General features: G+C 68.7%; 15 protein-coding genes and 1 pseudogene. 5 read left to right on the top strand and 11 right to left on the bottom strand.

Annotated features, from left to right (window positions below):
* Nucleotides 1–25: 25 nt before the first annotated feature.
* Entirely contained in the window at nt 26–451 is a 426-nt protein-coding gene (locus P5W99_RS31845; protein WP_421028540.1) for a YciI family protein, read from the bottom strand.
* Between the two features lie 160 nt (nt 452–611).
* Nucleotides 612–965: a YciI family protein gene (locus tag P5W99_RS31840; protein ID WP_421028539.1), complete on the bottom strand. Its 354-nt coding sequence runs from the start codon at nt 963–965 to the stop codon at nt 612–614.
* Between the two features lie 220 nt (nt 966–1,185).
* Here P5W99_RS31840 and P5W99_RS31835 point away from each other — a divergent pair, with 220 nt between their 5' ends.
* The 4 genes and pseudogenes from P5W99_RS31835 (at nt 1,186) to P5W99_RS31820 (ending at nt 6,163) form a co-directional block, all read left to right on the top strand.
* Nucleotides 1,186–2,448: an ROK family transcriptional regulator gene (locus tag P5W99_RS31835; RefSeq protein WP_434666293.1), complete on the top strand. Its 1,263-nt coding sequence runs from the start codon at nt 1,186–1,188 to the stop codon at nt 2,446–2,448.
* Entirely contained in the window at nt 2,435–3,988 is a 1,554-nt protein-coding gene (locus P5W99_RS31830; RefSeq protein WP_421026894.1) for a sugar ABC transporter ATP-binding protein, read from the top strand. The genes P5W99_RS31835 and P5W99_RS31830 overlap by 14 nt, the downstream gene beginning before the upstream one ends.
* Before the next feature lie 149 nt (nt 3,989–4,137).
* Nucleotides 4,138–5,094, top strand: a pseudogene (locus tag P5W99_RS31825) (ABC transporter permease subunit); the annotation flags it as partial.
* A 115-nt stretch (nt 5,095–5,209) separates the two neighbouring features.
* Nucleotides 5,210–6,163 carry an ABC transporter substrate-binding protein gene (locus P5W99_RS31820; RefSeq protein WP_434662652.1) on the top strand — a complete coding sequence of 318 codons (954 nt, stop codon included), beginning with the start codon at nt 5,210–5,212 and terminating at the stop codon, nt 6,161–6,163.
* A gap of 32 nt (nt 6,164–6,195) precedes the next feature.
* Here the strand turns inward: P5W99_RS31820 and P5W99_RS31815 are convergent, their stop codons facing one another.
* Nucleotides 6,196–7,824 (bottom strand): EAL domain-containing protein, encoded by a 1,629-nt coding sequence (locus P5W99_RS31815; RefSeq protein WP_434666291.1) that lies wholly within the window; start codon nt 7,822–7,824, stop codon nt 6,196–6,198.
* 157 nt (nt 7,825–7,981) lie between these two features.
* Nucleotides 7,982–9,892, bottom strand: coding sequence for a sensor domain-containing diguanylate cyclase (locus P5W99_RS31810; RefSeq protein ID WP_421028536.1), 1,911 nt, complete (start codon nt 9,890–9,892; stop codon nt 7,982–7,984).
* A gap of 341 nt (nt 9,893–10,233) precedes the next feature.
* On the opposite strand from P5W99_RS31810, the gene P5W99_RS31805 reads away from it, so the two are divergent.
* On the top strand, nt 10,234–12,090 hold the full coding sequence (locus P5W99_RS31805; protein ID WP_434666288.1) for a trypsin-like peptidase domain-containing protein: 1,857 nt from the start codon (nt 10,234–10,236) through the stop codon (nt 12,088–12,090).
* A 113-nt stretch (nt 12,091–12,203) separates the two neighbouring features.
* Here the strand turns inward: P5W99_RS31805 and P5W99_RS31800 are convergent, their stop codons facing one another.
* From P5W99_RS31800 to P5W99_RS31770, 7 genes are all read right to left on the bottom strand, one after another.
* Entirely contained in the window at nt 12,204–13,091 is an 888-nt protein-coding gene (locus P5W99_RS31800) for an anti-sigma factor family protein (protein WP_421028534.1), read from the bottom strand.
* Nucleotides 13,088–13,606 (bottom strand): sigma-70 family RNA polymerase sigma factor, encoded by a 519-nt coding sequence (locus P5W99_RS31795; RefSeq protein ID WP_421028533.1) that lies wholly within the window; start codon nt 13,604–13,606, stop codon nt 13,088–13,090. The genes P5W99_RS31800 and P5W99_RS31795 overlap by 4 nt, the downstream gene beginning before the upstream one ends.
* A gap of 52 nt (nt 13,607–13,658) precedes the next feature.
* Entirely contained in the window at nt 13,659–14,495 is an 837-nt protein-coding gene (locus P5W99_RS31790; RefSeq protein ID WP_421028532.1) for a transcriptional regulator, read from the bottom strand.
* A 169-nt stretch (nt 14,496–14,664) separates the two neighbouring features.
* The gene (locus tag P5W99_RS31785; RefSeq protein ID WP_421028531.1) at nt 14,665–15,792 is read right to left on the bottom strand and encodes a diguanylate cyclase; all 1,128 of its coding nucleotides are present in this window, start codon (nt 15,790–15,792) and stop codon (nt 14,665–14,667) included.
* 102 nt (nt 15,793–15,894) lie between these two features.
* Complete coding sequence (locus P5W99_RS31780; RefSeq protein ID WP_421028530.1) at nt 15,895–16,929, bottom strand: chemotaxis response regulator protein-glutamate methylesterase; 1,035 nt, start codon at nt 16,927–16,929, stop codon at nt 15,895–15,897.
* Complete coding sequence (locus P5W99_RS31775) at nt 16,929–19,328, bottom strand: hybrid sensor histidine kinase/response regulator (protein ID WP_421028529.1); 2,400 nt, start codon at nt 19,326–19,328, stop codon at nt 16,929–16,931. Before P5W99_RS31775 ends, P5W99_RS31780 begins: the two co-directional genes overlap by 1 nt.
* Nucleotides 19,325–20,020 (bottom strand): chemotaxis protein CheW, encoded by a 696-nt coding sequence (locus tag P5W99_RS31770; protein WP_421028787.1) that lies wholly within the window; start codon nt 20,018–20,020, stop codon nt 19,325–19,327. Before P5W99_RS31770 ends, P5W99_RS31775 begins: the two co-directional genes overlap by 4 nt.
* Between the last annotated feature and the right edge of the window lie 30 nt (nt 20,021–20,050).

The following is a 20,050-nucleotide window of genomic DNA, read 5'->3' as shown; positions in this document are numbered from 1 at the left end:
TCGTCTGGATTGCAGAATAAATCGCTTATTTGGCGCGGCGCTCTTTTTCGAGGAGCGCGCCAAAGCGTTCGATGCCCTCGCACGGTGCGAAATCGTCGAGTTCATAAAGCTGGCGCACTTCGATCTCGCCGTCCGTGTGCTTGCCGAACGGCGCCGGGAAACGTCGCGCCCATTCGAGCGCTTCGTCGCGCGAGCGCACCTGGATCAGCGTGTAACCGGCAATCAGCTCCTTCGTCTCGGTGAACGGGCCGTCGACAATGGCCGGCTTGCCGTCGGTGTAGCGCACGCGAAAGCCGCGCGAGCTCGGCTGCAGGCCCGAGGCGTCGAGCAGCACGCCCGCCTTGGCCAGTTCCTCGTGGTAGGTGGCCATCTGGGCGAACATCTCCGGGTCGTTGGGGGTGTCGCCCGATTCGCTCAGCGCGTTGGCGCGCACCATGATCATGAATCGCATTGCTTTCTCCTGTCTCCATTCGGGTGCGGGGTTGGCGCCATCGTTTCGATGCGCTCATTCACACGACGCGTCACGGCCCAGCAAATCGACATCGCTTGAATATTTTTTTGCTTACCCAGGGAAACTACCTGGGCCGATGCCGCCAATCAGCCTTCGCTGACTAGCGAAAGCACGGGCCAAGCTCGCGCACCTCCACGCTCGCCCACTCGGCGGCGGGGCATTCGCGCGCGATGGCGAGGGCCTCTGCGCGCGTTGCGCAATTGACCATGAAAAAGCCGCCTATCATTTCCTTGACCTCCGCGAACGGGCCGTCGAGCACGCTGGCCCGCCCTTCGCGCACCTGCACGCGAGCGGCCTCCTTGTCGGAGACGAGCGATTGCGCGTCGATCAACACGCCGCGCACGGCAAGATCGTCGGCAAAGCGCAGCATGCGGGCGTAGAGCGCCTCGCCCTCGGCCTGGGTGCGCGCGTTCCGCTGGCCGCGCGGTTCTGCAATGAGCAGCATGTATGCCATGAAGTTCCTGTTCCTGTGTGCACCGTGCACGATCGCCGCGCACAGATGAAAGCCGTTGAAAGCAAAGAAAGCATAGCTCAGGAGGAAGACGTGGCGGCTACACGGCGACCGGGATTTCCCCAGGCTGACACAGGCCGCGTTCCGTCATTAAATAAATCAACTTGATTTATTTAGTCGCCAACCCTGTCACACCCTTTGCTGGCGCAACCGGAGAAAACACGTGAGAAGTCCGCATGTCGGCCAGGGCAGCAACTCGGCCAATGTCCGCCGCTTCAACGAGCGACTGCTGCTGCAGGCGCTGCGGCGCGCCGGCGAGGCCTCGAAGGCCGATCTCGCCCGCCTCGCCAATCTCACCAGCACCGCCGTGGGCAGCATCATCACCTCGCTTGCGGAAAACGGCCTCATCGAGATGAGCGGACGGCGCCTCGACGGCGGACGCGGCCAGCCCGCCTCGCTCCTGCGGCTCGCGCCGCGCGGCGCGTTCGCCATCGGCGTGCGGCTCGACCGGACCAATATCGAAACCGTGCTGGTCGACTTCGCGGGCCAGATGATCGGCCGGCGCTCGCACGACATGCTGCTCCCCCAACCTTCGGTGGCGCAGGACATCGTCCAGCAGGACATCCGCGAACTATCCGCCCTGCTGGATAAATCCGAGCGCAGCCGGCTCGCGGGCATTGGCGTCGCGCAGCCGTACAACCTTGGCAGCTGGCTGAGCGAGCTGGGTCTGCCCGCCGAGGCGTTCCGCGTGTGGAGCGACGTCGATTTCGCGGGCGAGCTGGGCCGCGCGCTCGGGCTGCCCGTGTTCAGCGAAAACGACGGCAACGCCGCCGCCATCGCCGAAATCTTCTACGGCTGCGGCCGTCAGCGCGACGACTTCCTTTATCTGTTCCTCGGCCCGGCCATTGGCGGCGGCATCGCCATCAACGGCGACTGCGTGCGCGGCCTCTCCGGCAACGCGGGCGACTTCGCCGTGATGCCCGTGCCGCCGGGCGCCCTGCCCTCGGCGCACAAGCCCGCCGGCAAGTGGGACATCCTGCTCTCGCGCGCCTCGCTCATCGCGCTGCGCCGCCATCTGCAATATCACGGCGAGATGGTGGACAACCGCGCCGATATCGAGGCGTGCATCGCACGCGGCCATCCGGCCGTCGGGGAATGGCTCGACGACTGCATCGACGCGCTCGCGCCCGCGCTGCGCGCCGCGCTGTGCGTGCTCGACGTGCCGGCCGTGGTGCTCGACGCCGACGTGGACGCGGGCCTCATCGATACGCTCATGCAGCGCCTGCGCGTGGCCGTGGCGGCCACCGCGCCCGAGGCGCGCGGCACGCCCGCGCTGGTGCGCGGCACCTTCGGCCCCGACGCCGGCGCGCTGGGCGCCGCCACGCTGCCCATGTTCTTCAACTTTTCGCCGCGTGCGGGCATCCTGATGGGCGCCGGCGCACAAGCCAACGTACAAGCGCAGGAGGAGAGCCATGTCGCGCTCTGAACAGACGCCCCCGCTGCTGGAAATGCGGGGTATCAGCAAGACGTTTCCCGGCGTGCGCGCGCTCGACAACGTGCGCCTCTCGGTGTGGCCCGGCGAGGTGCATTCGCTGATGGGCGAGAACGGCGCGGGCAAATCCACGCTCATGAAGATTCTCTCGGGCGCGTATCAGGCCGACGCCGGCGGCGAGATCGTGCTCGACGGCAAGACGGTCGTGATCGACGGGCCGCTCGCCGCGCGCGAGCTGGGCGTGGCCGTGATCTACCAGGAGCTGAGCCTCGCGCCGAACCTTTCGGTTGCCGAAAACATTCACGCGGGCCGCGAGCTGCGCCGCGGCGGCCGCCGCTTCGGCATGGTCGATCGGGCCGCCATGGAGCGCGGCTGCGAAGACGTGCTCAAGCGTCTCGGCGCCAGCTTCGGCCCCGCGACGCTGGTGGGCTCGCTCTCCATCGCCGAACGCCAGCTGGTGGAAATCGCGCGCGCCGTGCATGGCGACGCGCGCATCATCGTGATGGACGAGCCCACCACGCCGCTCTCCTCGCGCGAAACCGAGCGTCTGTTCAAGCTGATCCGCCAGTTGCGCGAGGAAGGGCTCGCGATCATCTACATCAGCCACCGCATGGCCGAGATCTATGAGCTCTCCGACCGCGTGTCGGTGCTGCGCGACGGCAGCTACGTGGGCACGCTGATGCGCGACGCGCTCAACGCGGAAAGCCTAGTGGGCATGATGGTGGGCCGCGATATTTCGGGGTTCTACAAAAAGGAGCACGCGCCCTACGATCCCGGCAAGGCAGTGCTCACGGTGCGCGACGTGGCCGACCACAACCGCGTGCGCGGCTGCAGTCTCGACCTGCATGCGGGCGAAGTGCTCGGCATTGCCGGCCTCGTGGGCGCGGGCCGCACCGAGCTCGCACGCCTGATCTTCGGCGCGGAGCCGCGCGTGCGCGGCGAGATCGCCATCGACGGGCGCACGCTCCACGTGCATGGCCCGCGCGATGCGATTGAGGCGGGCCTCGTCTATCTGACCGAGGACCGCAAGCATCAGGGCCTCTTTCTCGACATGAGCGTGCGCGACAACATCAACGTGGCCGTGGCCGGGCGCGATGCGCGCTTCGGCGTGCTCGACCTCGCGCGCGGCGCGTCGCGCGCGAAGGACTCGATCCGCTCGCTCTCGATCCGCGTGCCCAGCCCGCGCGTGAACGTGGGCGCGCTCTCGGGCGGCAACCAGCAGAAGGTGCTGCTCTCGCGCCTGCTGGAAACCAGACCACGCGTGCTGATCCTCGACGAGCCGACACGCGGCGTGGACATCGGCGCGAAGTCGGAGATCTACCGCATCATCAACGACCTCGCCAAAACCGGCGTGGGCATCATCGTGATTTCGAGCGAACTGCCCGAGATCATCGGCGTGGCCGACCGCGTGCTCGTCATGCGCGAAGGCGTCTTCGCCGGAGAGCTGGGCGGCTACACCGGCAAGCCCATCAACCAGGAAGCCATCATCGAACTCGCCACCGGCTCGCAGGACGCGCTGGACGAGGCCGCCTGATTCAGACGCACCCGTCCGACGCACCAGTCCGACGCACCAGTCGAAGAGATATTGAGGAGCACGACATCATGAAGAACATCCTTCCCCGCCACGGCGTTGCAGCGTCGCCCGCCCAACCGGCCCAGGCCGCGCGCGGGGGCGCTGCGCCCGACGGCCATCGCGCCCGCATGAAATCCCTCATGCGCACGGCAGGCATGCTGCCCGTGCTCGTGCTGCTATGCATCGGCTTCGGCTTCCTGACCGATGGCTTCGTCACGTTCCAGAATCTCTCGATCGTCGCGCAGCAGGCGTCGATCAACATCGTGCTCGCCGCCGGCATGACCTTCGTGATTCTCACGGGCGGCATCGACCTCTCGGTGGGCTCGATACTGGCCGCCTCGGCGGTCACGGCCATGCTGTGCTCGACCGTGCCGGGCTGGGGCTGGCTGGGCATTCCCGCCGCGCTCGGCGTGGGGCTTGGCTTTGGCATCGTCAACGGCGCGCTGATCTCGCTGCTGCGCCTGCCGCCGTTCATCGTCACGCTCGGCTCGCTCACGGCCGTGCGCGGCATCGCCCGCCTCATCGGCCACGACACCACCGTCTTCAATCCGCAACTCTCGTTCGCCTTCATCGGCAACGGCACGGTGTTCGGCGTGCCCTGGCTCGTGATCATCGCGCTGGTGGTGGTGGCCGTGTCGTGGTTCGTGCTGCGCCGCACGGTGCTTGGCCTGCACATCTACTCGGTGGGCGGCAACCCCGAAGCGGCGCGCCTCTCGGGCATCAAGGTGTGGGGCATCGAGATGTTCGTCTATGCGGTCTCGGGCCTGCTCGCGGGCCTGGGCGCGGTGATGTCGGCCGCGCGCCTCTATGCCGCGAACGGCCTGCAGCTCGGCCAGTCGTACGAACTCGACGCCATCGCGGCGGTGATCCTGGGCGGCACGAGCTTCGTGGGCGGCGTGGGCTCGATCGTCGGCACGCTGATCGGCGCGCTCATCATCGCGGTGCTCTCGAACGGCCTCGTGCTGCTGGGCGTCTCGGACATCTGGCAATACATCATCAAGGGCCTCGTGATCGTCGGTGCCGTGGCGCTCGACCGTTACCGCCAGCGCGGCTCGGCGCGCACCTGAACCGCTTGACCGGCCTTGAACCGGCCTTGAACCGGCTTTGAAAGCGGGGGCAGGCGGTCCTCCTGCCCCCGCCCTGCATGACACACACCAACCGGACCCCTCTGGAGACAACGTTATGTTCAAGAAAAAGGCTGCTTTCGCTGTTCGCGCCGCTGCCGCACTCGCGCTCGGTTTCGCGCTGCAGGGCGCGCATGCCGCCGACAAGCAACTGAAGTCGATCGGCATCACCGTGGGCTCGCTTGGCAATCCTTACTTCGTCACGATCGTGCAGGGTGCCGAAGCCAAGGCCAGGCAGCTCAATCCGAATGCGAAAGTCACCGCCGTGTCCGCCGACTATGACCTGAACAAGCAGTTCACGCAGATCGACAACTTCATCTCGGCGCACGTCGACATGATCCTGCTGAACGCCTCCGATCCGAAGGCGATCGAGCCGGCCGTGAAGAAGGCGCGCGCCGCGGGCATCGTGGTGGTGGCGGTGGACGTGGCTGCCGCGGGCGCCGACGCCACCGTGCAGACCGACAACGTGAAGGCTGGCCAGATCTCGTGTGAATATCTGGCGAAGAAGATCAACGGCAAGGGCAACGTGATCATCGAGAACGGCCCGCAGGTCTCGGCCGTGATCGACCGCGTGAACGGCTGCAAGCAGGTGCTCGCGAAGTCGCCGGGCATCAAGATCCTCTCCGACGACCAGGACGGCAAGGGTTCGCGCGAAGGCGGCATGAACACCATGCAGGGCTATCTCACGCGCTTCCCGCAAGTGGCCGGCGTGTTCACCATCAACGATCCGCAGGCCGTGGGCAGCGATCTGGCCGCCAAGCAGCTCAATCGCAGCAACATCGTGATCACCTCGGTGGACGGCGCGCCCGATATCGAAACGGCGCTCAAGACCAGCACGCTGGTGCAGGCCTCGGCAAGCCAGGATCCGTGGAAGATGGCGCAGACGGCCGTGCAGGTGGGCTACGACATCATGAACGGCAAGAGGCCCGCCAATCCGCTGATCCAGATGACGCCGCAGCTCATCACGCGCGACAACATCGGCAGCTACAAGGGCTGGTCGTCGCCGCATTGAGTGGCTTTATTCGGTGTTGCCCCTGTCATGATTCAGGCGTGCGCCTCCGGACTGGCGCACGCCTCGCTGCCCGCGCGGCTATACCAGCGGCTGAAGACATCAGCCGGCATCGGCTTCGCATAGATAAAGCCCTGCATGTAATTCACGCCGCGCGCGCGCAGATACTCGAACTGCGCCTGCGAGTCCAGGCCCTCCGCCACGATGCGCGCGCCCAGGCTGTGAGCGAGGCCGACGATGGTGTCTAGCACGACTGCGCTGCGCCCCTCGGCATCGATCGTAAGCACGAAGCCTCGATCGATCTTCAGGATATCGAATGGAAATTTCTCCAGATAGGACAGCGCGCAATACCCCGTGCCGAAATCGTCGATCGCGACCTGCACGCCTTCGCCGCGCAATGTGTCCAGATTGTGCCGCGCCTGCCCGGTATTGCGCATGATCGAACGCTCGGTAATTTCCAGCACGGTCTGGATCTGACGCCCTTCGATCTGGGTGATGAAGCGCCGCACGTCAGGTAGCAGGTCCTCGCCCGAAAGATGCTCCGGCGAGAAGTTGATGCCCAGGTGAAAGCCTGGCCGCGTGCCCCAGCGCATGACGTCGCGCGCGATCAACTTCAGCAGATGCTGCGTGAGCGGCACGATCACGCCGTCTTCCTCGGCGGCCTGAATGAACTCGTCGGGGCGCACCGCGCCGATGCCCGGACGCACCCAGCGCAGCAGCGCCTCGGCCCCCTCGCAACGGCCCGACTCGACGCCATACAGCGGCTGATATTCGACGTGGAATTCGCCCGCGCCTATCGCGCGCAGCAACTGCTCGCGGCGCGACTGGCGGCTGCGCTGCATGCGGTGCACGAGCCACGCGAGCAGCGCGGAGAACGCCACCACCCATGGCATGTAACGCAGCAGCAGGCCGCCCCAGATGTCGTTCAGGTGCGCGGGCTCGCCGTAAAGCTGCAGGTCGATCACGCTGCCCGCAAACAGCTTGCGCGTATCGGCCACGAGCGGACTCGAGGCCAGCGGGGTATTGTCACGGGCTTCGCGCAGCGAGGTGCCGGTGCCCACGCGCAAATCGGCCTGGCGATACACGGAAAGCGGAGCGGCCGCGCGCAGCAAGTCGAGCAGATATTGCGAATCGACCACCGCAACCACGGTGCGTGCGCCTGGCGCGCGCACGCCCACCAGCAGCGTCGGGCGATCGACCACCATCGGCGTGTGCGGCACGATCGCGAGCCAGTCGCCGCGCGGCAGGCGCCCATTGACGGCCATGGCGGCGTGCGGGGCGAGCGCCTGCTGGCCGAGCGCCGAAGAGCAGACAAGTCGATCGCCGTCGACGATATTGAGCGTGCGGATATACGGCTCCATGGCCGCGCCGAGCGTGAGCGCGACCGCCAGCTTCGTGCACGGCTCGGCGGCGCGCGGCGCGACGACCCGCGCCGCATTGCGCGCGCGCTCGGCAATCGCGACCACCTGATTGACGACGAAATTGGAGACGAGCCCGGCCTCGTTGCGCACGAGGCGCGCGGCTTCGTAACGCAGGAACGCGGCGCATAGCAGTACCGGCAGCGCCGCCGCGAGCGCCATCATCGCCGCCTGAGCGGCGCGCGCCCACGCGCTAGCCGCGCCGGTCTGCTGCTGGTGCGAAAACCTGGAATCGAGCTCCGGCAAATACGCCTCCCTGCGACTGGGCGGCGGCCGGCGACACGCCGCCTGGCGCGCCGGCGCGAAAAGTATTGGCTTGCTGGAACGTTACACCAAGGGCCGGAATGAAGAGTGGGCCGTGCCGCTCGCCCGCGCCGGCCGCAGGCCGATCACACCATGCGGCTCAGGCGCGCTCGATGCGATTGCGTCCGCCTTTCTTCGCGCGATATAGCGCGCCGTCACTGCGCGAAAGCGCGGCTTCGACGCTCGGGTCGCCGGCGCGCAACTGCGTGACGCCGATGCTGACCGTGAGCGGCACTCCGGCGGCCCCGCCCGCGAGCGGCGCGCGGGCAATGCAATCCTGGATGCGGCGCGCGACCGTGCACGCGCCGTCGAGATCGGCGCCGCCGATCAGGAGCGCGAATTCCTCGCCGCCGATGCGCCCGGCCACATCGCCTGCGCGCAGATGCGTGCGCAGGATTCCGGCGAAATGGCGTAATGCCTCGTCGCCCACGGCATGGCCGAAGCGGTCATTGATTGACTTGAAATGATCGAGGTCGCACATCAGCACGGCGGCGCTCGCGTGGCCGACATGGCCGGGGTTGCCCACGCTGTCTGCATGGCGTAACAGCGCAAGCTGCGCCTCGAGCCGCATCATGAAGTGGCGACGGTTCGCGAGGCCCGTGAGGCCGTCGGTCGTGGCGAACTCCTGCAGCTCGGCCTCGATGCGCTTGCGCTCGGTGACGTCGGTAATGAAGCCGTGCCAGACGATCACGCCATCGGCGAGGCGCTGCGGCTTCGCATCGCCCTGCCGCCAGCGCAGCCCCTGGCGCGGCAGGCACACGCGATATTCCAGGTGCCACGGGGCAAGCGTGGCCGCCGAAGCCGCGAACGACGCGCGGTACGCGTCGAGATCGTCGGGATGAATGAGCGCCTCGATCGCGCGTGCGTGCGCCGCGACCTGCGCCGGCGCGAGCTCGTAAATCTCCGCGATGCCCGCGCTCGCGTAAGGCAGACTCATGTGGCCGCTGGGCGTGCGGCGGCACTGGAACACGAGACCCGGCACTTCATTCGTGAGATTGGTGACGAGGCTGGCCGACTCACGCAGGCGCTCCGCCATCTGGTGCATCGACGTCACATCGGTCGTGGTGCCGATCATGCGCAGCGCGCGGCCTTCGCTGTCGCGCGCGGTGACCTTGCCGCGGCTGCAAATCCACTTGTAACTGCCGTCCTTGCAGCGGATGCGGTGCTCCACTTCGTATTGCTCGGTGCGGCCCTCGAAGTGGGCCTGCATGGTGGCCTTCACGTAGTCGATATCGTCGGGGTGCAGGCGCTGGTAGCTGTCTTCGATGCGGTTGGTCACCTCGTCGTCGGCGTAGCCAAGCATCGCTTTCCAGCCGGTGGAATAGCGGATTTCCCCGGTGGCTACATCGCGATCCCAAATGCCCGTGCCGCTGCCTGCGATGGCGAGCGCGAGAAGCCGCTCGCGGGCGCGCAGCGATTCAAGCTCCTCGAGCAGCATGGCTTCGGCTGGGGACGGCGCGCCCCGGGTTTCGATGATCGATTCCTGCGCCGCCAGCGCCGCGATCACGCGCGCGAAGTCGTCGAGGCTCGCACGGTCGGCCGGCGAAAGCTTGCGCGGCGCATGATCGAGCAGGCACAGGCTGCCCAGCGGGTCCCCGCCGGCCCCCCGCAGCGGCCAGGCCGCCACGAAGCGAAACGGTAGCGCGCTCGCCCGCGACAAGCACGCCTGCCATGCGGGGGCGGCCCCGAGATCGCCGACGATGAACGGCTCGCCCGCGCCTGCGATGTCATGCGGCTCAGCCGTGCCAGCCGGACCGCTCATGGCGAGCGCGCTCTGTGCAGAGCGGATTTCGGCCAGCGCCTCGCGCAAGGGCAACGCAACGCCCGATGCAGCGGCGCCCGCGGCTTCCACACCCGCGCCCGCCCAGGCCGGCGCGCCGTCCGCCGCATCGCCGGGCAACACGCACGCGGCCGCCACGCCGAAATGGCGGGCCACGAGCCGCATCAGCGCATCGAGCAGAGAATCGAGCCCGTTCCCGGCATGCGAGCCCGCGCTATGCACGCCGGGCACGCGGACGCTCCCATGCGCATCGCGAGCCGGCGCCGTGGGCGGGACGAACGCAGATTCGGCTGACGATTGGGGAACGGGCATGGCGCGCGCGGGGACGAAAAAATCGAGCGCCCAGTATATCAGCGCCGATTTTTCAACCGGACGGCGTAGCCGCACGCGCTGTGCCCGGTTTCGTTGCGGGCGCATCGGCGCCCGGCACCAAGCCCTCTGCGTGCGCAACCGGACAAACCCTCCTCCCCACTCGCTGCGCCGCGTGACTAAACTATTTCTGTCGGCGCCCGCTGCATCACCATTGCATCCCGGTCCACGTCCGCCAGCACGATTGCCCTGGGAGGTGTGCTGTGCTCCGCCTCATTTTCGCCCGCACCTCGCGCCCCGCGGCGGCGCTCACGCTGGCGCTCGCCAGTGCTTTCTGCCTCCGGACGAACGCGGCAACGCCCGTGCCGGCGTCCAGCGTATCCAGCGCCAACAAATCCGCGCCAGGCAAGCCCGCTGCCGTCACTCGCGCTGGGACCATCGCCGGAGCTTCATCAGTCACGCCCTCCGCGATGGCCACGCCGGACTTCTTCGCGCTCGCCGAGCGCTACGGCCCTGCCGTCGTGCACGTGATCGCGCGCGGCCCCGACGACCAGTCCGAAGCGCCCGGGCAGGAAGCCATCGACGCCGACGACCCGTTCTTCGCGTTCTTCAGGCGTGCGCCGCGGCCACCGTCCGAGGGCCAGCCCGGCGCGCCGCGCGCGATGACGGGCGCGGGCTCCGGCTTCATCGTGACCTCGCATGGCCTCGTGTTCACCACGGCGCACGTCGTGGACAAAGCCGACGAAGTGATCGTGCGGCTGACCGACAAGCGCGAATTCAAGGCCCAGGTGGTGGCCGTCGACCCGCAGAGCGACGTCGCGGTGCTGCAGATCGACGGCGCGCGCAATCTGCCATTCGTGAAGCTCGGCGCCTCGTCGAAGCTGCGCGCGGGCGAACCGGTGCTCTCGATCGGCTCGCCCGACAGCTTCCAGAACACCGTGACGACGGGCATCGTCAGCGCAACCTCGCGCACGCTGCCCGATGGCAAGGCGTTCCCGTTTCTGCAGACCGATGTGGCAGTCAATCCCGACAACTCCGGCGGACCGCTGTTCAATCGCGCGGGTGAGGTGATCGGCATCGACGTGCAGCTGTACGCCGATAGCGGCCACTACGAAGGCCTGACCTTCGCGATTCCGATCGAAGCCGCGAACCAGTTCCGCGCACAGTTGCAGGCCGCGCACGCGGCAGCGCACGCCGCCAATGCCGACGCCAATGCCGACGCCGACGCGAACCCAGGCGCGGGCCGCGCCGGCAGCACGCACGCGACCCGCACCTTCGGCATGCGCGTCGAAGATGTGAGCGTCGGGATCGCCGCGGCGCTCGGCTTGCCGCACGCGAGCGGCGCGCTCGTCGACGCCGTCGAACCGGGCTCGCCCGCCGCAGCGGCGGGCGTGAACCCGGGCGACGTCATCGTGGGGGTGGGTGACAAACCGGTCGACCGTGCCGCTGCGCTCGCCGAGCAGCTCGCCGCCGTGCCGCCCGCGACGAAAATCCCACTGTCGGTGATCCGCAACCGGCAGCCGGCGCAGGCGCACTTCACGAACGCGGCCGCCGCCGGGACGCAGGCGGCCAATGCACCCAATGCGGCAACTGATGTGCATGCGGTTCCTGCACCCGCACCGGCGCTAGCGGCGGCGCCTGCCCCTGCCCCTGCCCCTGCACTAGCGGCAGCGCCCGCGCCAGCAGCAGCGGTTGCGGCGCCTGCCGTGGCCGCCGCAGCCGCCACCCCGGCCGTCGCCAATACGGCACAGGTGAACGACGTCAAGGCCGTGAAGACGGCCATGACGCAAGCGGCCGTCCAACCGCCCGCCAAACCACCGGTTCCGCCAGACGCCCAGGCGCCCCGCCATACCGCGGATCGCCTCGGCCTCATCACGCACTCGCTGACCGATGACGAAAAGCGCTCGACCGGGCTGCCGCTCGGGCTGATGGTGGAAGACTCGACCGGCCCCGCCGCGAAAGCCGGCGTGCGGCGCGGCGACGTCGTGCTGACGCTCAACGAAATGCTGGTCGAAACCGAGGACCAGGCCGCCGAGCTCGAGGCCAAGGCGACGAGGAGCATGGACGTGCTGATCCAGAGAAACCATGCGCGCAGCTTCGTTGCGGTGAAGCTCCAGTGAGGGCACGCGCGCACAATGAGTGGTTGAAGCCCAAACGTCCACAGCGTGCAACGCCAATACCCCGCTCATGAAAAGCGGGGCTCGGCGTTGGCAAGCGGATATCGCGAACGCGTCTAGTGCGGCGCCGGCGTTGGCGTCAACTGCGCATAGACGTCGTGCGCGAGCTGCAGCAGCACCCTGCGATCGATGCCGCCGGACAGCGCATAGCCAAAATCGCCGTCGATCCAGTAGAACACATTCACCGGGCCGTCCTGGTAGAGCTTGAACGCAGTCGTATTGCTGCTTGCCTTGCGGTGCGAGATGCACAGCGTCACGCGCTCGCCTTGCGCGTTGTGATACATGAACTGCGCAACGTCGCCATTCGCGCCGGGCAGCAAACGCCCGCCCTGGAGCTCGAAGCCGCTCTTTGCCAGCATCGGCGCATGCACGTTGGTGCCGAGCCGGTTCGCGAGCCACTGCGCGAAATCCTGCTCCCGGCGCGCGCCCATCGTGTCGGGGCGATCCACCTCGGGCATATAGACCACGTGCGCGAGCGCGGCCTCGTGCACGAAGTTCATGGTCGAGTCCGCGCTCGCCGTGGATAGATTCGCATGCTGATCGCCGCGGCCCGCCGCGCCGTCCAGCATGTCCGCGCCATAATGCGTGCCCCAGCCAATGCCCACGCCCAGCACCAGTGCCGCCGCAAGACCCGCGAACTTCGGCCAGTTCGCAGCTTCGCGCGCGCCCCGCCGTGCCGGCTCGCCGGAATTGCCGAGGGTGTCCGAAGCACCGGAGCGGCTGGCCGGTTCGATGCGCAGTCGCGCGGGCACAGGCTCGCTCAGCACACGATCGTAACGCTCGTGCAGCAGGTTGTTCAGCGCGAAGAAATCGCTCGTGCGCGCAGCAAGATCGGGATTGCGTTCGAGCTCGCGCTCGACGTCGGCGCGGCGCGCCTGCGCCAGCGTGCCGTCCACGTAAGCGTGGATTTCGTCTTCGGTCACGGGATTACGTTGCTCGCTCATCGCACCACCTTCAGATTCGCACGCGGGACGACACCGGCCATGAGCGCGCGCAGTCGCTCACGTCCCCGCGAAAGCCGCGACATCACCGTGCCGATGGGGATGTCCAGCGCCAGCGCCACGTCGGCGTAACTCATTTCCTCCAGCCCGACCAGCAGCACCACCTCGCGCTGCTCGAGCGGCAGCCGCTGCAGCGCGAAGTCGAGATCGCGCACTTCCAGGGTGCCGGACTGGGTGGCCGGCACCGCGTAATCGGTCTCGGGCACGCTCTCGTCGTCGACGCTCACATGGGTGCCGCGCGCCGCCGATTTGCGCACCTGATTCACGAACAGGTTGTGCATGATCGTGAAGAGCCAGGCGCGCAAATCCGTACCCGCCTGAAACAGCGCCGTGCGCGCGAGTGCGCGCTCGAGCGTGTCCTGCACGAGGTCATCCGCGAGTTCCCGGTTGTTGATCAGCGCGCGGGCATAGCGCCTCAGGCGCGGCACGTGTTCTATCAGCTCGTCACGGAAATCCATGTTCCATCCTCGCGGTCCTCGCCATTCTCGTCTGCCCGTTCATCGTGGGTGCTCATCGCTGCTGCTCCGCATTGCCTGCCTCGTCCACGCGTGCCGCCGGCTCCTGGGTGGCGAGGTCCGCCGCGCGCATCAACCCGCGCGTGCGCGCATCGCCCGCGAGCACCCAGCGCTCGCCATGCCCGCTCCATCCGAGCAGGCGCAGATTGCCGGCGCGGCGCGCGCTCCATTGCCGCCCGGCGCGCGCGAACCACGCGCGCGACGCGAGCAGCACGACCGGTTTCCCCTCGCTGTTTTCATAGACCCAGCGCCGCACCCGCACAAACGGCCCGAGTTCGACCGTGCCGGAAGCCACGAGCCGCAAGCCCGCCGGCGAGAAATCAAACGGCGCGGAGATGCTGGCCGGCGTCGGCGGCACGCGTTCATCGGGTAGCGGCGCAGCCAGCAACGGCGTGAACTGCACGGACGACGCGGGCGAAGCCGCCGAAGCGCCGTTGCCGGCCTCCATGAACGCCATGACCGCCGCGTCGTCGAGAACCTGGACACAGGGCCCGGAAACGGCGAACCACGCCAGCGCCGCGCCGGCCAGCATACCCGCGAGCGCAAGCACGGCGCTGCGGTAGCGCCCGCCGCCATAGGGCCCGGTCCGATCACGGCGCAGCGACGCGGGCCGACGGATGGCGGCCTCGGCTTCGGCCCCGGACTCCGGGAACGCATGACGAAGCTCGACATTGAGCCGACGATAAAACAGGATCCGATGCCATTCGCCCGGGCGCACCGCCAGATAGCGGCGCACGCGCGCGACCCGCTCGCTGGCGAGCGCGCCATCGGTATAGGCGTGGATATCGCCTTCGGACACCGGCCGCTCGTCGCGCGGCCCCTGCAACGCCATGATTGGCCACCGCGTGAGTTGGGGACGATGGACTAACACGCGTGCTTTGCCGCTTATTCCATGCGGGGACGCAATTTCTCGATACGCGGAGCGACGGCCGCGTTCAATGCGCCGACTTCGGCGCTTAGATGACTTCGATCACGTCAAGGGGGGCAGCAGTCAGCGGGGGTTACGGGTGATCTCCCCCCCGCCCCGTCACCGCCGTCGAATACGCCACACGATTACGCCCTTCGCGCTTGGCCCGATAAAGCGCCGCATCGGCCTCTTCGATCAGCGCGGTTTCGGCGAGCGTTTCAGTGGGCGTGAGCGTGGCCACGCCCACGCTGATCGTGAGATGCTCGCTCACCGCGGAACCGCTATGCGGCAGCGCCAGCTCCGCCACGTCGCGGCGCATTTTCTCGGCCAGCAGGCGCGCAAGCGCGCTGCCCGCGCCCGGCAGCACGACGGCGAACTCCTCGCCGCCGAAGCGCGCCACGAGATCGCGCGGCTGGTTCACCTCGCGGCGGATCGTGGTGGCCACGGAGCGCAGCACGTTGTCGCCCGCCACGTGGCCATAGGTGTCGTTATAGGGCTTGAAGTAATCAACATCGATCATCAGCAGCGAGACTTCGCTGGTCTCGCGCTGCGCGCGCCGCCATTCCGCGCCAAGGAATTCGTCGAAATAGCGCCGGTTCGAGAGCCCCGTGAGGCCGTCCGACTGCGTGAGGCGGCGCAGTTCCAGATTCGCCTTGAGCAGTTCCTGCTGCGAGCGGCGCAGCGCGCGATAGGCCTCGTCGCGCTGGAGCATGTTTACATAGGATCGCGAATGATATTTGACTCGCGCGATAAGCTCGACGCTGTCCGGCAGCTTGACGAGATAGTCGTTCGCGCCCGAGGCGAAAGCCGCGCTCTTGATCGCCGGCTCCTCCTTGGTGGAGAGCACGATGATGGGCACGTCGCGTGTGGCGTCGTTGGCACGATAGGCGCGCACCAGCGTGAGGCCGTCGGTGCCCGGCATCACGAGATCCTGCAGGATCACGGTCGGGCGCACCTGCTCGGCCATGCGCACAGCCTGGTCGGGATACGCGCAGTAATGGAAGTCGATCTCGCGCTCGCTCGACAGCGCCCGCCGCACGGCCTCCGCGACGATCGCCTGATCGTCCACCAGCAGCACCATCATCGGCGCCTCCAAGCCGGGCAGCGGCTGCGCGAGCGCCGTGCGCACGGCAGCGAGCGCGCTTTCGAGCGATGCCTCGTCGGGCCCGCCTTCGGCCAGCGCGGAGTCGGCTGCGGTCGATGGATTCGGCTTCTCGGTCATGGTGTTTGTCACTTTTACGGTCGGTGTTTCTAACGCTTGATGTCTGCTCGATGCCGGCTGTACGTCCATCGGCGGCAGTTATGGTTTCTTCGCCGGCAGTCTTTAAGGCGTCGGCGGGCTCGTCATCGCTACCATGCTCAGGCGGCTCGCCAGTTCGCCGGCAATCGCCGTAAGCGGCAGGATCGCGCGCGCGGCGCCCAGCGCGGCGGCGGCCTTCGGCATGCCGTAGACGGCGCTCGTCGCCTCGTCCTGGGCGATCGTGTAATAGCCCTTGGCGCGCATCGCCTTCAGGCCGATCGCGCCATCGCGCCCCATGCCCGTGAGCAGCACGCCGATCGCCTCGCCCGGCCAATGCTCGACCACGCTATGAAAAAAGGTGTCCACGGATGGGCGATACGGCGTCTCGGCTGGTTCGCGCGTGTAGGCGAGGCGCCCGGAAGCCATCATGCACAGATGGTCGTTGGTTGCCGCAAGCAGCGCCTCGCCCGCCACCACGCGGTCGCCCTCATTCGCTACGCGCACCGTGAGCGCGGTTTGCCCGTCGAGCCACTCCGCCATGCCGCGCGCGAACGACTGGTCCACATGCTGCACGATCACGATGCCCGCGTTCAGGGTCGCCGGCAGTGCGCCCAACACCTCCGCGAGCGCCGTGGGGCCGCCCGCCGATGCGCCGATCGCCACCAGCGGCGTGCGCGCATCGGGGCCGGCCGCGAACACCTCGGGCGCGCGCGCCGTTTCCAGCGTGCCGTTCACGCGGCCGATCCGGTCGATCTTCGCGAGCAGGAGGTCCATCGTGCTGCGCGCGGCGGGACCCGCCAGCGTAGGCGTGTCGACCGCGTCGAGCGCGCCCGCGCCCATCGCCTCGTACACGCGCCAGGCGTTCGCGCCCACGCTGCTCGTGACGATCAGGATCGGGCACGGCGAGCGCGCCATGATGCGCCGCGTGGCCTCCACGCCGTCCAGCCTCGGCATCACGAGATCCATCAGGATCACGTCGGGCGGCTGCGCGGCGCAGAAGTCCACGGCCTGCTCGCCGTCGGCGGCCACCCACAGCACGCGATGCCCGGGCCGCCCCGCAATGGCGTGGCGCAGCGCCTCCACGGCGAGCGGCATGTCGTTCGCGATACCGATGTTCATCAGGTCGCCTCTCCGATCAGGTCGTTCACGGCATCGAGCAGCGCTTCGTCGTGGAAGCTGCCCTTGGTCAGATAGTAGTCGGCGCCGGCGTCGAGGCCGCGGCGCCGGTCGTCCTCGCGGTCCTTGTACGAGACGATCATGACCGGCACGCCGCGCTGCTGCGGATCGTTGCGGATCATCGTCACGAGTTCGATGCCGTCCATGCGCGGCATGTCCACATCGGTGATCACGAGATCGTACTGGCCGTTGCGCAGCGTGTTCCAGCCGTCCATGCCGTCCACCGCCACGCTCACCGCGTAGCCGCGTTTTTCGAGGAGCTTGCGCTCCAGCTCCCGCACGGTCAAGGAATCCTCGACCACGAGAATGCGCTTGCGTTCACGCGCCTGGGTGTCGCCGCCGCGCGCCACGCCTGCGAGCTGCCCTTCGCGCACGAGGCGCGCGACCGAGGCCACGAGATCCTCCACGTCGACGATCAGCGCCACCGCGCCGTCTTCGAGCAGCGCGGCGGCAGCCACGTTGCGCACTTTGCCGAGGCGGGCGTCGAGCGGCTGCACCGCCAGCGTGTGCTCGCCCGCGAAGCGGTCCACCGCGATGCCGTAAAGCGCCGCTTCGTGGTCGGCGCCGTGGCCCGCGCTGATGAGCACGACGCACACATCGTCCGCGCTCGCCGGCTCGCCGCTCGCGCCGAGCAGCTGGCGCGCCGTGACAAGCCCCACGGGCCGCCCTTCGTGAACGATGTGCTGCTGGCCCTCCAGCATCTCGATGGCTTCGCGCGGCACGCGCAACGCGCGGCGCACATGCGCGAGCGGGAACGCGTAGGCCTCGCCCGCGACCTCGACGATCAGGCTGCGCACCACCGAAAGCGTGAGCGGCAATTGCAGCACGAAGCGCGTGCCGCGCCCCGCCGCGCTTTCGATGCGCACCGTGCCGCGCACGGCCTTGGCGAAATTCTGCACGGCGTCGAGCCCCACGCCGCGCCCGGACACGTCGGTCACGCGCTCGCGCATCGTGAAGCCGGGCAGCAGCAGGAAGTCGAGCAGCTCGGGCTCGGACATGGCCGCCACGGCCTCGGGCTGCGCGAGGCCGCGCGCGACGATCGCGCGCCGCAGCGCTGGGAGGTCGACGCCCGCGCCGTCGTCGGCCACGGCGATCAGCAGCTTGCCCGCGCTGTGGCGCGCTTCGAGCGTGAGCTGCGCCTCTTCGGGCTTGCCGGCGCTGCGCCGCGTCTCGGGATCCTCGACGCCATGATCGAGCGCGTTGCGCAGCAGGTGGCCGAGCGGCGCGTCGAGCATTTCGAGGATGTCGCGGTCCACCTGGGTCGCTTCGCCTTCGATGACGAGGCGCACGCGCTTGCCCAGCGAGCGCGCGAGGTCGCGCACGATGCGCGGGTACGCATGCGCCGTGTCGCCGAACGGGCGCATGCGGCATTGCAGAGCTTCGTCGTAGAGCCGTTGCGCAAGCTGCGTGCCGCGCCGGTCGATGCGATCGAGGTCGTCGAAACGTTCGGCGAGCTGGCGCTCCAGCGCCGCCAGCTGATCGCGAATGCCCGCGAGCGACGCGCGCGCCTCGGCGCCGAGCGCCTGCGCGTGGCGCTCGTGGAAATGGCCGAGCGCGGCAAGCACCTCGCCCTGGGCGCGGCGCGCGCGCAGCAGATGGTTCGCAAACGGGCGCATGCGCCGCGACTCCACCAGCGACTGGCCCGCGAAACCCAGCAGGCGGTCGAGCGTGCCGGCGCGCACGCGCAGCATGCGGTCGAGGTCCTGGGCGGCGTGTTTGGGGTGAGCGGCGGGGGTGTCGGCGCGGGTGTCGGCGCGGGTGTCAGCGCGGGTGTCATCGCGGGTGTCATCGCGGGTGTCATCGGATTGCGCAGGCTCGACCGTGGCGACGTCCGACCCCAGCGTGCCTGCGAGACTCGCGGCTAGCAACGCCTCGGCGGCGGCGTCCGCTTGCGCTGCGTCCTTCACGCGCGCCTCGTCGGCCAGTCCGGCGGGCGCTGCGCCGGAACCCGCCGCGCTCCCCGCCCCCGCCAGCCGCGCCACGAAATCGTCGACGACTTCGCGCGCGAGCGGCGGTGCCGACGCGTCGCCTGCCGCCAGCAGCAGATCGATGCCCACCAGCAGCGCGTCGATGCGCGCCGCATCGATCGTCACCTCGCCGTGCTGCGCGGCGACGAAGCAGTCCTCCATCGCGCTCGCCACGTCCACGGCCTCGGGCAAGCCGACGATGCGCGCCGCGCCCTTGAGCGAGTGCGTCGCGCGCATGCACGCTTCGAGCGTGGGCGCGTCGGCGGGCGCGGACTCCAGCGCGAGCAGGCCCGCCGAGAGCGTGCGCGTCTGTGTCTGCGCTTCCTCGCGAAACAGGTCGAGCAGCGAGCGGCGGCTCAGTTCGTCGTCGCTCATCGCAGGCTCCGGGTTAGCGCGCCGAACAGCGCGTCGGGTTCGAGCACGCCCACCGAACGCCCGCGCCAGGCGAACACGCCGCGCACGTGCCGGCCCGCTGCGTGCGCGAGCGTGGCGGGCGCGGGCAGCAAATCGCCCGAGCCGAAGTAAGCCACGCCTTCGACCTCGTCGACGGGAAACGCCGTCGTCTCGCCCTCCCACTCGGCCACGAGCAGACGCGGCGTGGCCGCTGCCGTTGCGTGATTGGCCGTTGCGTGCGCTGCTGCGCCTATCCGCAGCAACTCGGCGAGCGACGCCGTCAGCGTGAGCACGCCGCGCACGTTCACGACGCCGAGCACCGCCGGACTGCGCCGGTGCGGCAGCGAGTGAATCGGCCGCGCCTCGCCCACGTAGCGCAGCGCCTGCGCGCTGAGCGCGAGCCACTCCGCGCCCACGCGGAACACCAGCGAACCTTCCCGCCGCGCCGCGCCGGTTTGAGCCGTCGATTGCAAGGTGTGGACGTCCCCGGCTTCGGTCTCGAGCGACGCGCGCTGTGCCGGGCGATCGAGCATGCGCGCGGCAGCCTCTTCGAAGACGGGGCAGTTCAGGCAGCGCACATGGTGCGCGAGACGCTCGCACGAGCCATCGCCGAGCGTGCCGATGCGGTTCCAGCAATCGTCGAGCGGCACGGCGTGCGCAGTCGAATCGTGCATGGCGTCATGCCCTGGCGGGTTCGCTTGCAT

The organism is Paraburkholderia sp. A3BS-1L, from assembly GCF_051125215.1.
GTDB lineage: Bacteria > Pseudomonadota > Gammaproteobacteria > Burkholderiales > Burkholderiaceae > Paraburkholderia.
The sequence above is the reverse complement of the archived record's forward strand: the minus strand, read 5'-3'. Positions and strand labels throughout refer to the sequence as shown.